Below are 15994 nucleotides of genomic sequence, written 5' to 3' on the forward strand. Positions count from 1 at the left end.
ATGCGCCGGTATTTGTCCATATGGTTCCCGGCGCTTCTTGCCGACCGGGCGTTACGTCTCCGGCCGGAACTGAAAGACACGCCTTTTATTATTGCTGCACCGCAACGGGGCCGGCTGATGGTAAAAGCGGTCAGTCCCCCGGCTTTAAAAAAAGGAATTGTACAGGGTATGGCGGTGGCCGATGGAAAGGCATTGCTTCCGGAATTAAAGGTATTTCATTATAAGGCCGGCGCAGAAGAAAAATTATTAAACCGGCTGGCGGAATGGTGTCTTCGTTTTACACCTGTTGTGGCGGCGGATCTGCCGGATGGCATTTTACTGGACATCAGCGGTTGCCCCCACCTTTGGGGCGGAGAGCCGTCTTACCGGGATACGATTATCAGTAACCTAACAGCTTCCGGATACCAGGTAAGGGCCGGCATTGCAGATACTGTGGGTGCCGCATGGGCCATCGCCCGTTTTGAGACAACCCATTTTATAGCAGCTCCCGGGCAACAGGAAGCGGCGCTGAACGCCTTACCCCCTGCTGCCTTGCGGCTGGATCCTTCCGTATTGGAACGGTTGCAGAAACTGGGGTTTGCACATACCGGGAGTTTTATGGCCATGCCTGCAACAGTATTGCGCCGGCGTTTCGGGCAGCAACTGCTTACCCGTATGGGACAGGCCCTGGGTCATCTGCCGGAAGCGCCGGTACCCTTGCAACCCGCGGCTGTTTTCCGGGAACAGCTATCCTGTACAGAGCCGGTACATACACGGGTGGCCATTGATATGGCCCTGGAAACATTATTGGAGCGGCTTTGCAACAGTCTTCAGCAAGCTGGCCGCGGGTTGCGTTCTGCCGTTTTTAAGATCGATACGGTGGAAGGCGGATCCCAGCAGATTTTCATTGGAACCAACCGCCCGGTACGCAATACCGGTCACCTGCTGAAACTGTTTGAACCAAAGATCGCAACCATCGCTCCGGGTATGGGCATTGAGGTGTTTACACTGGAAGCCCCGGCCGTGGAAGCACTTTCGGGCCGGCAGGAGGCCATCTGGAATACGCTGGGTGGTGCAGATACGGGTACGGAGCTGGCGGGTTTGCTGGACCGGATCGCCGGCCGCATGGGGGATGCCGCCATAAAGCGGTACCTGCCGGCCGAACATTACTGGCCGGAACGTTCCGTGGTTCCGGGCGGTTTATTTGAACAAACCGGAACCTCCTGGCGCAGCGACCGGCCGAGGCCTGTTTACCTGTTGCCAAAACCGGCACTGGTAGTTGTTGCGGCACCGGTGCCGGATTATCCGCCCATGCTTTTCCGTTACCGGGGGAAGGTTCATAAAATAGCAAAGGCCGATGGCCCGGAACGGATCGAACAGGAATGGTGGCTGGAGCAGGGCCTGGTACGCGATTATTATGTGGTGGAAGATGAGGAGGGAGCCCGGTACTGGCTGTTCCGGTCTGGCCATTACGGAGAAGAAAAGCCCCAATGGTTCCTGCACGGTTTTTTTGCTTAAAGGAGGTATGGATGCGCTATACAGAATTACAGGTAACCACCAATTTTACATTTTTGCGGGGCGGATCCCACCCCGAGGAGCTGGTGCAACAAGCCCTTCAGCTGGGCTATACAACGCTGGCCATTACAGACTGTAATACCCTGGCGGGAGTCGTGCGTGCTCATGCTGCCGCAAAGAACACGTCCCTGCGGGTCATACCCGCCTGCCGGCTGGACCTGGCAGATGGCCCCAGTCTGCTGATTTATCCAACCGGCAAGGACGCCTACAGCCGGTTATCGGCTTTATTAACAGAAGGAAACCTACGTACAGAAAAGGGAAAATGTGTACTGTATAAAGCGGATGTATACCGGTATGCAAAAGGCATGAAATTTATTGTGATACCTCCGCCGGAATTAAACGCAGCTTTTGACCTGGACCAGGCGTTTAAGGATGCGGTAAAGGAATACAAAAAGATGTTGGGAAAACAGCTGTACCTGGGGGCGGTATGCACTTACCAGGGAAATGATGCAAAGAAGTTATTTCGTCTTGCACAACTAGCAGAATTATACGATATACCGCTTGTTGCCACCAATGATGTGCACTATCATGAAGCCGCAAGAAGGGAGCTGCAGGATGTGCTTACCTGTATCCGTGAAAAATGCACGATACACACCGCAGGCTACCGGCTTTGCCAGAATGCAGAACGGCATTTAAAAGAGGAGAAAGAAATGCTGCGCCTGTTCCGCTTGTACCCGGATGCCATTGCCCGTACACAGGAAATTGCGGAAGCCTGCCAGTTCTCCCTGGGTATGCTGAATTATGTATACCCCGAGGAGCTTACCACAGAAGGACGTACACCACAGCAGGAGCTGGAATACCTGGCATGGAAGGGTGCAGAGGAAAAATTTGACAAGGCTAAAATGAAGCCGGAGAAATGGAAAGAAATCAACACCTCTATTAAAGAAGAACTGGCTTTTATGGAACGCAGGAACTATGCTTCCTACTTCCTGACCGTTTATGACCTGGTGCGTTTTGCACGCAGCAGGGAGATCCTTTGCCAGGGCCGGGGCTCTGCGGCCAACTCTGTGGTTTGTTACTGCCTGGGTATTACCTCGGTGAGCCCGGTAGAAATTAAATTGCTTTTTGCCCGGTTTATGTCGGATGACCGGGACGAGCCACCCGATATTGATGTGGATTTTGAGCATGAGCGACGTGAGGAGGTGATGCAATATATTTATGAGAAATATGGCCGCGACCGGGCCGGCATTGTGGCTACTGTAACCCAGGTGCACTGGAAGGGCGCCGTACGCGATGTAGCCAAAGTGATGGGCCTGTCGGCCGATGCGGTAGATCACCTGGCAAAATCGGAATATGAATTTACGCAGGAATGGGCCGCGGGAAAATCAAAAACGAGCGGGGGCTTTATGGCCCATGATCCGCATCTGTTGAAAACACTGGAACTTACCCGGCAGTATATCGGTTTTCCCCGGCAGCTGGGCCAACACACCGGGGGCTTTGTGATCACCCGGAATAAATTATCGGACCTCTGCCCCATCCTGAATGCACGTATGGAAAACCGTACCTGTATTGAATGGAACAAAGACGATATTGATGCCCTGGGGTTTTTAAAAGTAGATGTGCTGGCCCTGGGTATGCTCACCTGCCTCCGGAAGGGGTTTGACCTGATCAAAGACCATCACGGGCGGGCGCTGACGCTGGCTACGGTGCCACAGGATGAAAAAGAAGTATATGAGATGATCAGCCGGGCCGATACCATTGGTGTGTTCCAGATCGAAAGCCGGGCGCAGATGTCGATGCTGCCCCGGTTGCGACCAGAGAATTTTTACGACCTGGTAATCGAGGTAGCCATTGTACGCCCCGGGCCCATACAGGGCGATATGGTGCATCCCTATTTGCGCCGGCGGAATGGAGAAGAAGATGAAGACTATCCTTCTGCGGAATTAAAAACAATACTGGAACGCACCAAAGGAGTGCCCCTTTTCCAGGAACAGGCCATGGAGATTGCCATTGTTGCGGCCGGGTTTACACCTGCGGAAGCAGATGGCCTGCGCCGCAGTATGGCTACATTTAAAGCCCCCGGCCAGGTAACAAAATGGCGTACCAAGCTGGTGAGCGGCATGATTAATAAAGGGTATAAAAAGGAATTTGCGGAGCGGGTATTTAAACAGCTGGAAGGGTTTGGAAGCTATGGGTTCCCGGAAAGCCATGCCGCCAGCTTTGCCCTGCTGGTGTATATCTCTGCCTGGATCAAATATCATTACCCCGACGTGTTTTGCTGCGCATTGCTCAACAGCCAGCCCATGGGCTTTTACCGTCCGGCGCAGATCGTGATCGATGCCCGTAAACACGGAGTGGAAGTGTTACCTGCGGATGTAAACCATTCCTGCTGGGATAATATCCTTGAAGAAAAAAAAGGAGTGTATTGCCCGGTGCGCCTGGGTTTCCGGCAGGTAAAGGGGCTAAAGGAAGATGAAATGCAAATATTGACGGGAAAAAGAATACAACCGTATCGCAGTATTGTACAGTTGTCAGATGCCGGCATCTCCCAAACAGCCCTGGAACATCTTGCCGATGCGGATGCGTTCCGTTCCCTGGGACTGGATCGCCGGCAGGCCCTTTGGGAAGTGGCGGCGCTGGCCGACAAACCTTCCGGCGTATTTGAAGGACAACCTTCTGAAAGTATTGCAGAACCTGCGGTTCAGTTACCGGTATTGAGTGCCGCCGCACATGTGCTACAGGATTATAACAGTACCTCCCTGTCGCTAAAAGCCCACCCCGTAAGCTTTGCACGTTCCGGGCTTCAGCAACGGAATATTGCACCTACCCACATGCTGGAGCAATGGCCGGATGGCGCTTTTGTCCGGATCGCCGGCCTGGTGCTGGTGCGCCAGCGGCCACAAACCGCCACGGGGGTCTGCTTTATTACGATTGAGGATGAAACCGGCATTGCCAACCTGGTGGTGTTTCATAAAGTATTTGAAAGATACCGGAGAGAGATCTTACAATCGAAACTGCTGATGGTTTCGGGAAAAATACAAAAAGAAGGCGAAGTGATCCATGTAGTGGTACGTCGTTGCTATAACATGAATATCCTCCTGCAGGACATGGCCGCACCGGGCACGGATGATCTCCGGCTGCCCGTAACTTCCTATATGGGTGAAACCGATTCTACCGGTAAGAAAAAAGATATCGGGCAAAAAGCAGTACAGGGTGAGTTATTTCCGTCGAGGAATTTTAAATGAACAGATGATTGCGTTAGACGGTTCCTGTTTTTATGAGCCAACCATGGGACTCGAACCCACGACCTGCTATTTACGAAACAGCTGCTCTACCAACTGAGCTAGGATGGCATACCCCTCGGGACTGTAAAATTAACGAATAAAAAGTTTAAAATTAAGGGATGAAGCACTGCTGTTTGGATGTGCGGGCCTCATATGTGAAAATGAATCGCACTCCTCCTCTTTTTTTTAGGATGCTTCATTTTACATTTTCTCCAGAGTCTTCCTGCGAAAGCTCATGGTTGACCATGGCTCCTGCAAGATGCCCGCCTGCCTGAAAAAAAAGTACCGTTTTTTTTACGATCAGAAATCCGGCCTTCTGTTTATTACGTATATTGTATTTCTGATGCCTGTAATACTTGAATAAGGAACATACATACCGTGAGGATGAGCTGGTGCTGCTTTTAAAACAACGGGATGCCCAGGCGTTCGGGTACCTGTATGATCATTATGCCGCATCATTGAATGGAATCATCTGTAGCTTTGTTACAGACGAACAGTATGCCCTGGATGCATTGCAGGAGTGTTTTGTAAAAATATGGAACCAGGTGCAGGCATATGATGCTTCCAAAGGCCGCCTGTTTACATGGCTGGCTGCGGTGGCACGGAATACCGCAATTGACATGCTGCGCAGCCGGAACTGGAAAAATACCCAGCAGCATAGGGAGCTTTCAGGAGCGGCGCATACAATTCCCGCAACATCCGGATGGAATATGGATACCATCGGCTTAAGGGGAGCGGTAAAAAATCTACGGGAAGAATACCGCCAGGTGATTGAATTGGCGTATTTTGAAGGTATGAGCCACAGTGATATTGCCGCCGAAACCGGCATGCCGGTGGGTACCGTAAAAACAAGGCTACGGGCCGCGTTGATCGAACTAAGAAAATTTATTAAATAAAAGGTGGATATTCAGGAATACATAAAGAGTGGTATTATTGAGAGCTACGTGCTGGGCCTCGCGGATCCGGAAGAGATGGCTACGCTGGAGCGGATGCGTGCTCTATATCCTGAGTTGAATGCCGCAATCCTGGACTTTGAACAGGAGCTGGAATTGGCCGCCCGGAAAAATGCGGTTCCTGTGGACGGCGGAGTCAAAGAACAACTATTTAAAAAGCTACCCCTCCATCCACAACCGGCTATTACCGCTGATACGGCTGGCGGCAGAAAGGTCATTAGATTTTCGAAACCGCTGGCAGCGGCGGCAGCAGTACTGATCATTGCCAGCGTGGGGTATAATATTTACGCGTATCAACGGGTAAAAATACTGGAACGGGAAAACAAAGATCTTGCAATGGAGCGCAGCCAGCTGTATACGCAGAACGGTACACTCCGTACAAGGGCCGAAGAACTGAATACCGGCTTGCAGCTTTTTTCCGATCCGGCCTCATTGAAAATAGCATTAACCGGTATCAAAGAAACGGCCTCTACCAAAGCCGTGGTGATATGGAATAAAACCAATAAGGAAGTACACCTGATGATAAAGGGCCTGCCCACGCCCCCCCGTGATAAGCAATACCAGCTTTGGGCCCTGGTAAACGGAACACCGGTAGACGCCGGCGTTATCGGTGATTGTGCCACATTCTGTTTGCTGAAACCGATTGACAATGCACAGGCCTTTGCCATTACATTGGAAAAAACGGGCGGTAATCCCACTCCGTCCCTTGACCAGCTACAGGCAATGGGAAAGGTTCCCGGATAAAATAAGGAGAATGTAAAACCAAATGCCTTCCGGATACGTATCTATTAACGTTATATTCAAGTAACATATATTCAGAAAAGGAGCTGTAGTAATACGGCTCTTTTTTTATGGGCATGATTTGCCGTCTGTTCAGCATCCTCACAAAAAATAGTTGCATTACGCAATCCGGTTGCTAAAAGTATGCGTATATATCTATATTAAACCGTTCCTCACAACATCTAAAAATATACAGACATGAAAAATGATTCCATCCGTTTACAGCCGGCACTTCCTGGAGAAGAAGCGGCATTCAATAAAACTGTAAGCCGGAAAAAATTCCTTTCCGCACTGGGTATCGGCAGTCTGGGTATTGCCGCTATTGCTTCCTGCAACAAGGACGATGATGGTATGGGCAACAGGGTACCTCCGGGCAGCATTGATCTTGGAAAAGGCGATACCGGCATCCTCAACTACGCCTATGCACTGGAACAATTGGAGGCCGCTTTTTATACAAAGGTTGCCCAATCGCCGTATTCCGGAATAACGGCTGCCGAAACGGCGTTGCTTACAGATATCCGGGATCATGAAGTGGCACACCGGGAGTTTTTTAAAAAAGCACTTGGGGCGGCCGCCATCCCCGCACTAAATGTAAATTTCTCAGGGATCGATTTTAGTAAAAGGGATGCAGTGCTGGCCACCGCAAAAGCATTTGAAGACCTGGGCGTGTCGGCCTATAACGGTGCCGGAGCACTCATTGATGATAAAAATTATTTGTTGCTGGCGGGAAAGATCGTTTCCGTTGAAGCCCGCCACGCAGCCTATATACGTGATCTTATCAGCAACGGCTCATTTGCCGACAATACCATTATCGACGCCAATGGTATGGACCAGGCAAAGACACCGGCCGACGTATTAATGATCGCACAGTCTTTCCTTACTTCCAAACTATGGGGCGGCAATTTACCTAAATCCTGATCGTTCATTTTTTAAAACAAATCGTATGAACCTGTATCAACTATTCAGCAACATGGAAAAAATAGATCCGGATATCTACGGCCGGATAGACTCCCGCCGGAAAGCGATCCGCAATTTTGCCGGCATTGGGGGAAAGCTTGCACTGGCAGCGGTGCCACTGGCCCTGGGCGGACTTTTAAATAAGGCTTACAGCCAGTCCGCTCCGGCGGATATAACAGGCGTGTTACAATATGCCCTTACCCTGGAATACCTGGAGGCAGAATTCTATACCAAGGCAGTGGCTTCGGGTATCATACCGGGCGGAGCGCCTACGGGTGCTTTGACTACCATCCGCGACCATGAGAACCAACACGTGGCTTTTTTAACAGCAGTGATCAAACAACTGGGTGCAACACCCGTGTCCAAACCCACCTTCGATTTTACCGCGGGCGGACATTTTGCAACGGTATTTTCAAACTACGATGTATTACTGGCGGTGGCCCAAACCTTTGAAGATACAGGGGTGCGCGCCTACAAGGGACAGGCTGGTGTACTCATGAGCAATAATACCGTACTTACTGCTGCACTGAATATTCATTCGGTGGAAGCACGGCACGCATCACATATACGTCAGATGCGGCGTGCGCGAACCAACGATGCAACCATCAAACCCTGGATCACGGGAAAGAATCCCGGGGGAATTGATGATGATGCGGTACAGAAAAGCTATAACGGGGAGGAACTTACTACCCAGGCTGGAATTGATCTCACCGGCTTTGTAAGCGCCAATGCGGCATCTGAAAGTTTTGACGAACCGCTTACCTATGACCAGGTAATCGCCATTGTACAACCATTTATCAAACAATAATGCATTATAAATTTTAAAAACAGAAATATGAAAAAAGGAATATTGATCGTTGCCTGTTTTATGCTAAACAGTGTATTGATAAACGAGCTGAACGCGGGCAATGCCGTTTCTTCAGCGTACAGTTCAAAAAAGGCCGGGTGGAAAAAAGTAGCGAACCAGGCCTGGCCGGGAGTAAAGGATGGCACAACCTACTGGTATAAGATCGATAAGATGGCCAAACTCTGGTGGAGTACCGATGGTAAGCAATGGGCGGCTGTTGAAGACGGAGCCTGGATGGATAAAGACGGCAAATGGCTGAAGATCTACAAAGGCAAACTGGTGTGGAGTACCGATGGTAAGCAATGGGATGCCGTTCCTGAATGGAAATGGCAGGGCTCCGATGGTAAATGGTACAAGTTCGACCAGCATTGGACATTGTGGGTGAACGACTAAAAACGGAGATAAAAAAAGAGGCTACTGCCTCTTTTTTTTATGATGCCGGTATTATAAAGTCTTCCTGCGAAAGCTCATGGTTGGCCATGGCTCCTGCAAGATTACCGCCTGCCACGGCATTGGCTACAGAACGCATGGGTGATACCGCATCCCCGCAGGCAAAGACTCCGGGAACCGTGGTCTTTTGCATACCGTCTACCAGGATATGCCCTTGCTCTGCAAAGGAGCAGCCGAGTGCTGCAGGCAAGGGTGTTTGCTGTTCAAACGCTACGCGGGCATATAAAGCCTTTAAGGGTATGGCCACGCCGTCTGAAAGGATCACCTGCTGTAGTTGACCGCCTGAGTGCTGCAGTTCCCTGATTTCCGTTTGCACTACGGCAATATTCCGTTGCAGCAACCGTTGTGCTTCTTCCGCGGTAAATTGGGGTGTTCCATTTGTAAATACCGTTAGGTGGTCTGTAAGGTTGCAAACCAGCGTTGCCAGGTGCAGCGCAACGGATCCGTTTGCAAGGATGCCCGTTTTTTGGTTGCGGTATTCATAACCATGACAATACGGACAATGAATCACCGATTTTCCCCAGCAGTCAGCAAAACCTTTGATAGCAGGTAGCAGGTCCTTGATCCCTGTTGCAAAGATCAGCTTCCGGCTTTGAAACCTTTGCCCCGATTGCGTTGATACCGCAAAATGATGACCGGATATAGTTGCCTTTGTTGCGGGATCGGTACGGAACTGCACCGTATCGTACCGCGCCACCTGTTGCCGGGCAAGTGTAGCTATTTCAGCCGGCGAGCTGCCATCCTGCGTAAGAAAGTTGTGTGAATGTGGCGTAACGGCATTACAGGGTGTGCCGCTATCCAGTATGAGTACATTCTTTAAAGACCGGCCCAGCGCCATTGCTGCAGAAAGACCGGCATAACTGCCTCCTATGATTACTACATCAAAGTTGTTGTTTGCGTCCATAAAAATAATTTAAGCGGTTGATTGCAGAGCGGATCCGTTTATCAACTTCCCATCCCTGCTTAAAAAGCAAAGCTACCATTTATTATTCATTTATGCAACATTGTTGCAAATCAATTAAGCGGAGGCTGGTCGTTGAATCGATAAACGAATGTTACCGCGATGTGCCGGAAGCTGCAATGCTGCATTGCCAGGGGTGCGTATCACCGGGAGGGCTTAAAAAAAAATAAAGATGAAGAAATAGTCTTTATAGTTTGTAAGGTCTTGAGCCACCTTGCTACCTGCGGTTTTATAATGATTCTAAAATGTGGAAGCACTGCAATGAATAAAACCTTTTTAATAACCAGGAGGCTGCTGTGCCGGTGCCGGAAACAACAAGCCCCCCGGTAATCGCTTACACGGGGGGCTTGCATGCAACAGGAGTTGCGCTGGTCTATCGCCGGATCACGGAAGGTGCTGGCGGTAAACCGGCCTCTATTATTCCTGTACGGCTTGTATTACTTTACTGAAGCTATATCCGCCATCTTTATCTACCTGTTTGATGCGGATGAACAGCTTGGTATTATTATCGATGGATGTTGCTTCCTGTTTTTTACAGGAGGTAGCGCCAAAGATACCGGTGCCCAGCATTACAGCAAGCATCAGCATCCATTTGTTCCGGCGGTTTACCAGCAGTGCGGCAAAGGCCAGTACGGCAACAGACATACCCAGCAGTCCGGTAGCGGCGCTCTGGCTCATGTTAAAGTTGTAGCTGATTGGCATATTGGAGCTTCCGTTGATTGCAGTGCTTTTTACTTCACCAATTTTTACAAATTCCTTACCGTCTTTTGAAGCTTCAATTTCAAAGTGACTGTTGTTCTGTTCTGTAAGCGTGGTAAAGTTTACCTGGAGCTGACTTCCCTGGATGCTTGCACTTACTTTATCAAATGTTGCCGGTAAAAAGATATCCTCAGCTTTGATCGTGATCTCAGAAGAAGTGGTACCGCAATCTCCGGTGGCCGTATAAGTTACTTTAATACCTGCATTCTTTCCGGTGATGGTCAGCAACCCGGTTTGTGTAATGGTTGCAGGACCTGTTACCGTAAAGGTTCCGCCGGCTGGTGAATAGTCCAGTTGGAACTGGTCGCCGATATGTACGGTACCCTGTGGAGGGAATAAGGTAGTGGCTCCGGAGCTTGCTCCGCAGATATCCATTACTGCAGTTGCAGAGAAGTTGTAAGTCGTTTCGTTTTCGTTTGCATCAGAACCATCGGCCATGCTGCCATGTACCCTGTGCCCTACATAACCATAACGTCCGCTACATTTTTTAACCACCATGGATGTATGTCCACCGGTTTCAACTGCCACAATCAGGTCAGAACCGCTAAGTCCGCCGGGAGGCGTGGTAGGATTATAATTGCTGTTCGCATCTCCCAGTCCCAGCATATTCCGCTCATTGCTGCCCCAGGCCCATACTGCTCCGGTATTGGTAATCGCATTCACGGCACTTACACCATAGTTGTCATGTTCGTTAGGACTGATCCAGGCGATGTTTCCAAGGTCGGTATTGCTGCCTGATTTTACGCGTACCCAGGATTTTCTTTCACTGGTGCTGCGATCTCCCAGCTGCCGGTAGCTGTTATCACCCAGGCTGTAAATATAACCGTCGGTACCCAGGATGTAATGGCTGCTTCTGCCGGTGGTACCGGTCATCCCGATCATTTTGGGCGTGAAGGTATTGCCGGAGTAGGTCAGGGTCATTTTGGCGGCACGGTTGCGGCTGTCAACATCGCTTGCGTTACCCAGGTACACATCCCGTCCCCAGGTCCATACGGTACCGTCCCCTTTCTGCGCCATTAAACCACCGGGAGCGCCACGTACAGCAACTACATTGCTGAGCACGGGGTTTCCGCTTCCGGATTCAGTTACCTGGTACCAGGTAGAGGATGAGTTAGCACCGTTGCCGGCTCCACGCATATCGTTGTTTTGTGATAATACCCATACATTACCCGAGCAGGTAAGAAGGGCCAGGGTTTGATAGGTACCAAACAGCATCTTAACGTCTGCAGGGTTTACACCGGAAGGCAGGCCTCCGTTCACTTTTGCAAAGCTGGTTCCGCTTTTGAAGGAGCTGCTTACAAGAGCACCTTCATCACCCCAGATAAAAAGACCAGTGGTTGTTAAAACGGCGAACTGTGCGTAGTTCTGACTGTTACTACCGCCGGCAATTTTTAAAATATCTCCTGTAAGTCCTGAATAGTTGGCATTGTTCAATTCGGCCGGTACCAGGTTGCTACCGGTGCCGTTGCTCTTTGTACGTTCACCCCAAACCAATACTTTGCCGCTGGCTTGTTTGGTAAGCGTGCTGTGAAACAGGCTCACCATGTTATCATAATCGATGGAGCTGATATCTGTAACGTTCAGATAAGAGTTACCGCAATTGGTACATTGGGCTTTGGCAGCAGAGCTGTAGAAGCCCGAAAGCAATACACAGAGCAGTGCGGATAATGCTGTGGTTGTAATTTTTCTTCGTGTCATTTTCAAATTCAGTTTTATTTTTTAGAATCTATGTTGAACCGGGTGATGACGGGCAAGACAGGGCGCAGTAATCGGGCGGAGCTGTATATGCCAATCCGTATGAACTTTTTGCAACAGCATTCAGCATAAGCTCAAAGCCATTGCCACTCCATCTGTTCCGGCAACAGGGAACCAGTGTTCCTGCTTCAGGATGCAGACAGTGCCTTATGTTTGATTAAAGGCGGTAAGTTTTCAAGAGAGCCTGCCTTTAACCCATTTAAGCGCTCGGGTACGGTATTGCGATATAGCGATCGCATAGGGGTCCTGTTCATAGTTGCGCTATGATCCATACCGGATCCAAAGCTTGCTTGGAGGGTATAAGCCTGGCAGATATCCGATGGGGTCACAATTGGCCGGATTGATCATCCATAAGATGTCTATAACAGATCAAAAAGGTATAAGGAGCACCAGCGTCCTGATGTAAGATCCTCGCGTAAGCATTTATTTTAGCGTTATCCGGGGTTATTTATCAGCATCGTTTTTGCTACAATGTTGATCGTGTTATTTCCGGCAACTGTTCGTTCATATGAAACAGTTTTAGGCTAAAATTCCTGTTTGTTGTTAATCGGATGCGAAAATAAATGGATTGTAATTCTGGTGCAAGAGAATTCGATGAGTGCCATTGTTTATTCGATAAGTCCGATTAATTATTGGATGACTCATTACCGGGTTTGAAAATTTTAATGTGCTGTATTTTTGAAAAATCGGCTGAAATGCAGCAGGGACAAGGCTTTCAGGCGTTTTATGCGAGTAGGTAAGGATTTTTTAAGATCTTTTATTGCGGGCGTGATCGTTAAAGCAGGCAAAGGCATACCTGTATTACCGTTCGTTATTGCCGGTTTAGAGGCCATGCTGTTATGCAGGAAGGGCGGCGTGTATTGATTTGAATGGGACCGCTTACATTTCGATTCCCCTGAGCTTTCGGTATAATTTTAAGGCATATACATCTGTCATGCCGGAAATAAAATCAAGGATATGCATCACCTTGGTGTAAGGGCTGCCGGTTTCATCAAACGTATATTGCGTGGGTAGCAGCTCCAGTATTTTCTGATGCTCTTTTTCCCGCAGTACGGCCGGGGTTAAGGCCGCTGTAACAAAGTCTTCTACCAGGCCAGACATGATCCGGAAACCGGCGATCTCCAGTTCCACTACCTTGCGGGCATTATAGATCTTTTGCCGGGAGATTGCAGCAATTTTTTTCAGCGGCTGTTCCAGTTCCGGAATCGCATCGATCAGACTCTTTTCAAAAGTTCCGGCCAGGATGGCCTCCCGGTTTTGCCAGAACACACCGGTACATTTATAAATCAGGGTTCCGATGGACTTCGCCCGTAAATAGGCAATGGATTCATTGGGGTCGCCATGCAGATCATCGGCTACTCTTGTTACCGAATCCATCTTCGCTTTGGGGTCTGCGGCAATAATGGATAAAAACTGTTCCCGCACTTCATCATAGCTCAGGATGCCCAAACGGTGGGCGTCTTCAAAATCAATGATATTATAACAGATGTCATCTGCGGCTTCAACAAGGAATACAAAGGGGTGGCGCTTATACGTTACTTCTGCACCTGTTTCAGTATCGCGGATCATATGCAGCTCCTGTGCGATATCAAGGAATACGGCTTCATCAATTTTAAAATACCCGTATTTTTTCCGGTGTGTGATGCCTTTTACAGAAGCCCGCGACTCACAGGGATACTTGATGATGGAACCCAGGGTACTGTAGGTGAGCCGGAAGCCGCCCTTCATACGGCCGCTTTGTTTCATGGTAAGGATGCGAAGCGCATTCGCATTGCCCTCGAAGGTAATGAGGTCCTTCCATTCAGCGGGGCTGAACAATTGCTTAAAGGCGATATCATCGGGCTGGTTAGACCGGTCTCGTTTTTTAAAGTATTTGGAAATGGCATCTTCTCCCGAATGTCCGAAGGCAGGATTGCCCATATCGTGTGCCAGGCAGGCCGCAGCGATCACGTATTTCAGATCGTTTGTATAAAAAGTGGCGGCATACGGATCTTTTTCCACATCTGGCAATGTGGCGATCTTTTCGCCGATCAAACCTCCCAGCGAACGGCCAACGCTGGCTACTTCCAGCGAATGGGTAAGGCGGTTATGCACGAAAATTTCTTCCGGCAGGGGAAAGACCTGTGTTTTATTCTGCAGCCTTCTGAAAGGGCTGGAAAAAATAATGCGGTCCCAATCGCGTTCAAAATCGCTGCGGATATCCTGGGTTGCCTTATCAATCCCATACCGGTTCGAAGAAAAACAATTATTCCATGTCATTGCCATAATCGCAAATTTAAGCCTTGTTGCGATAATCCTCCTGGATGGCAAACACTGAGAACTGTTTTGGGGCTCTGAGGCTGTTGCCGTTCCTGTGCATTTTTTTTGTGTACGATCTAACAGAAAGGAGAAGGAAAAGTAAAAACCGGCATTCCGCGGTAATGATGCAGCCATAAAAAAAGCATGACGCGCCGCCATGCTTTTTTTATTGGAACCGGTTGTATTAAACAACAGGGAGGTATGTTGGCACTTTTAAATGCGGGTACTGTTCGCCCAGCTTGTTTAAAAAATAATTGCCCACCACAAATTCCTGTACCTGTTTATTGGCATTCATAGACAGGAAGGCAGCGTTGTTGGGACTTACATTTACAAGACCGCTATATAGCAGCAGGGTTACCGGTTGCTGATCGGTATTCAGTTCCAGTTTATAGGACCGGAGTGCATAGTCGCCGTATTTTATATGTTTCCAGGAGCTGCCAGATAGCGGTATTTCGGAGAGGGTGGACTGCTGCAGGCGCAACCGGTCAAAAACCAGGTGTTTGTCGATATCCCCGTCCTTATTGGTATCAAATAAATGCAATTCGTCTCCGCTCAATACAAGGTATTTGGGTGTGGTTACGGTAGTGAACTTTACGGTACCCAGGGTGGCCAGGCTTTTCAGGGCATCTTTACCCAGATCTTTTGCACGGTCTGTTGCGGTATATTCGCTGGCGGCCGTAGTAAATGCATCAATGGGCAGGGTGTTCATCTGCTTTTTCAGAAAGGCATAATCACCGTTCATCAGTTCCTGCTGGTATTGCGGGGCACTGCGGGCTTCGCGGGAAAGATCCAGGTTGGCAAAGGCATTCTTCGATTTGTTGCGTTGGGATCTCCACCAGAAGATGGCCACCGCATAAAAAATGACAAAGAAAATAACTACGTAGATGATGGTTGACATGGTATGTTGTTTTAATGAATAGAATCAAACACGTTGAGGTGTGATCGTTTTTGGTTTGGATGGCAGGAACCCATAAATGATCAGTGAAAGCAACAGCAGTCCTACCAGCTTTCCCCCGTAACGGGTGTAAAAGCCCAGGCGCAGCAGTTTTTTTTCTTCCAGCTTGTTTTCCGATAAAATCTCCCGGAGCTGTTCACCGGTGAGCTCATAAAACGTATCGCTCTTTTTATCATAGCCCACCAGCCGCGGTTCTTTGGTGACCCATAACGGAAGGATGTAGGCGATATTATATTCTTCGTGCAGCACACCCAGGTCCAGATAGTGTTTATTGTCCGGCAAAAGATAGGCATCGGTATCCGGCAGATCGGCGGCTGTTTGGAGTACTTCCCGGTTTCCGAACGGAATTTTAAGGCGGGCCTGGGCCGGATGTGTGTTCAATATAAAAAAAGCAGCAAGAAAAAAAGGTGCAAGGCGTTTGATGAATAGCATCGGTGTCGTTTATTCCTTTCAAAGGAATGGAAAAGGGCGGAGCTGTCCAAAAAAATATACAGATCCGCC

General features: G+C 49.2%; 12 protein-coding genes and 1 tRNA gene. 7 read left to right on the top strand and 6 right to left on the bottom strand.

The annotated features are described in order from the left end of the window. A complete protein-coding gene (locus tag LQ567_RS17060) occupies positions 1-1497 on the top strand; it encodes a Y-family DNA polymerase (protein ID WP_231006615.1) in 1497 nt (498 codons plus the stop codon). 11 nt (positions 1498-1508) lie between these two features. Next, positions 1509-4739 carry an error-prone DNA polymerase gene (locus LQ567_RS17065; RefSeq protein ID WP_231006616.1) on the top strand — a complete coding sequence of 1077 codons (3231 nt, stop codon included), beginning with the start codon at positions 1509-1511 and terminating at the stop codon, positions 4737-4739. A 35-nt stretch (positions 4740-4774) separates the two neighbouring features. On the opposite strand, the gene LQ567_RS17070 is transcribed toward LQ567_RS17065, so the two are convergent. Continuing rightward, positions 4775-4847 (bottom strand) — tRNA-Thr (locus LQ567_RS17070). A 287-nt stretch (positions 4848-5134) separates the two neighbouring features. On the opposite strand from LQ567_RS17070, the gene LQ567_RS17075 reads away from it, so the two are divergent. The 5 genes from LQ567_RS17075 (at position 5135) to LQ567_RS17095 (ending at position 8708) form a co-directional block, all read left to right on the top strand. Next, entirely contained in the window at positions 5135-5674 is a 540-nt protein-coding gene (locus LQ567_RS17075) for an RNA polymerase sigma factor (protein ID WP_231006617.1), read from the top strand. A gap of 3 nt (positions 5675-5677) precedes the next feature. Continuing rightward, positions 5678-6475, top strand: a complete 798-nt coding sequence (locus tag LQ567_RS17080) for an anti-sigma factor (RefSeq protein ID WP_231006618.1) — start codon at positions 5678-5680, stop codon at positions 6473-6475. A gap of 234 nt (positions 6476-6709) precedes the next feature. Beyond that, complete coding sequence (locus tag LQ567_RS17085; protein WP_231006619.1) at positions 6710-7429, top strand: ferritin-like domain-containing protein; 720 nt, start codon at positions 6710-6712, stop codon at positions 7427-7429. Positions 7430-7454: 25 nt separating this feature from the next. Further along, entirely contained in the window at positions 7455-8276 is an 822-nt protein-coding gene (locus tag LQ567_RS17090) for a ferritin-like domain-containing protein (protein ID WP_231006620.1), read from the top strand. 27 nt (positions 8277-8303) lie between these two features. Next, positions 8304-8708, top strand: coding sequence for a hypothetical protein (locus LQ567_RS17095; protein ID WP_231006621.1), 405 nt, complete (start codon positions 8304-8306; stop codon positions 8706-8708). Positions 8709-8745: 37 nt separating this feature from the next. On the opposite strand, the gene LQ567_RS17100 is transcribed toward LQ567_RS17095, so the two are convergent. From LQ567_RS17100 to LQ567_RS17120, 5 genes are all read right to left on the bottom strand, one after another. Further along, complete coding sequence (locus tag LQ567_RS17100; protein ID WP_231006622.1) at positions 8746-9669, bottom strand: NAD(P)/FAD-dependent oxidoreductase; 924 nt, start codon at positions 9667-9669, stop codon at positions 8746-8748. A 474-nt stretch (positions 9670-10143) separates the two neighbouring features. Continuing rightward, positions 10144-12183, bottom strand: a complete 2040-nt coding sequence (locus tag LQ567_RS17105; protein ID WP_231006623.1) for an RCC1 domain-containing protein — start codon at positions 12181-12183, stop codon at positions 10144-10146. A 936-nt stretch (positions 12184-13119) separates the two neighbouring features. Continuing rightward, positions 13120-14505: a deoxyguanosinetriphosphate triphosphohydrolase gene (locus tag LQ567_RS17110; RefSeq protein WP_231006624.1), complete on the bottom strand. Its 1386-nt coding sequence runs from the start codon at positions 14503-14505 to the stop codon at positions 13120-13122. Between the two features lie 217 nt (positions 14506-14722). Next, entirely contained in the window at positions 14723-15436 is a 714-nt protein-coding gene (locus LQ567_RS17115) for a hypothetical protein (RefSeq protein WP_231006625.1), read from the bottom strand. Between the two features lie 24 nt (positions 15437-15460). Continuing rightward, entirely contained in the window at positions 15461-15925 is a 465-nt protein-coding gene (locus LQ567_RS17120; protein WP_231006626.1) for a hypothetical protein, read from the bottom strand. Between the last annotated feature and the right edge of the window lie 69 nt (positions 15926-15994).

The sequence above is a fragment of the Niabella pedocola genome (genome assembly GCF_021044425.1).
GTDB classification, from domain to species: domain Bacteria; phylum Bacteroidota; class Bacteroidia; order Chitinophagales; family Chitinophagaceae; genus Niabella; species Niabella pedocola.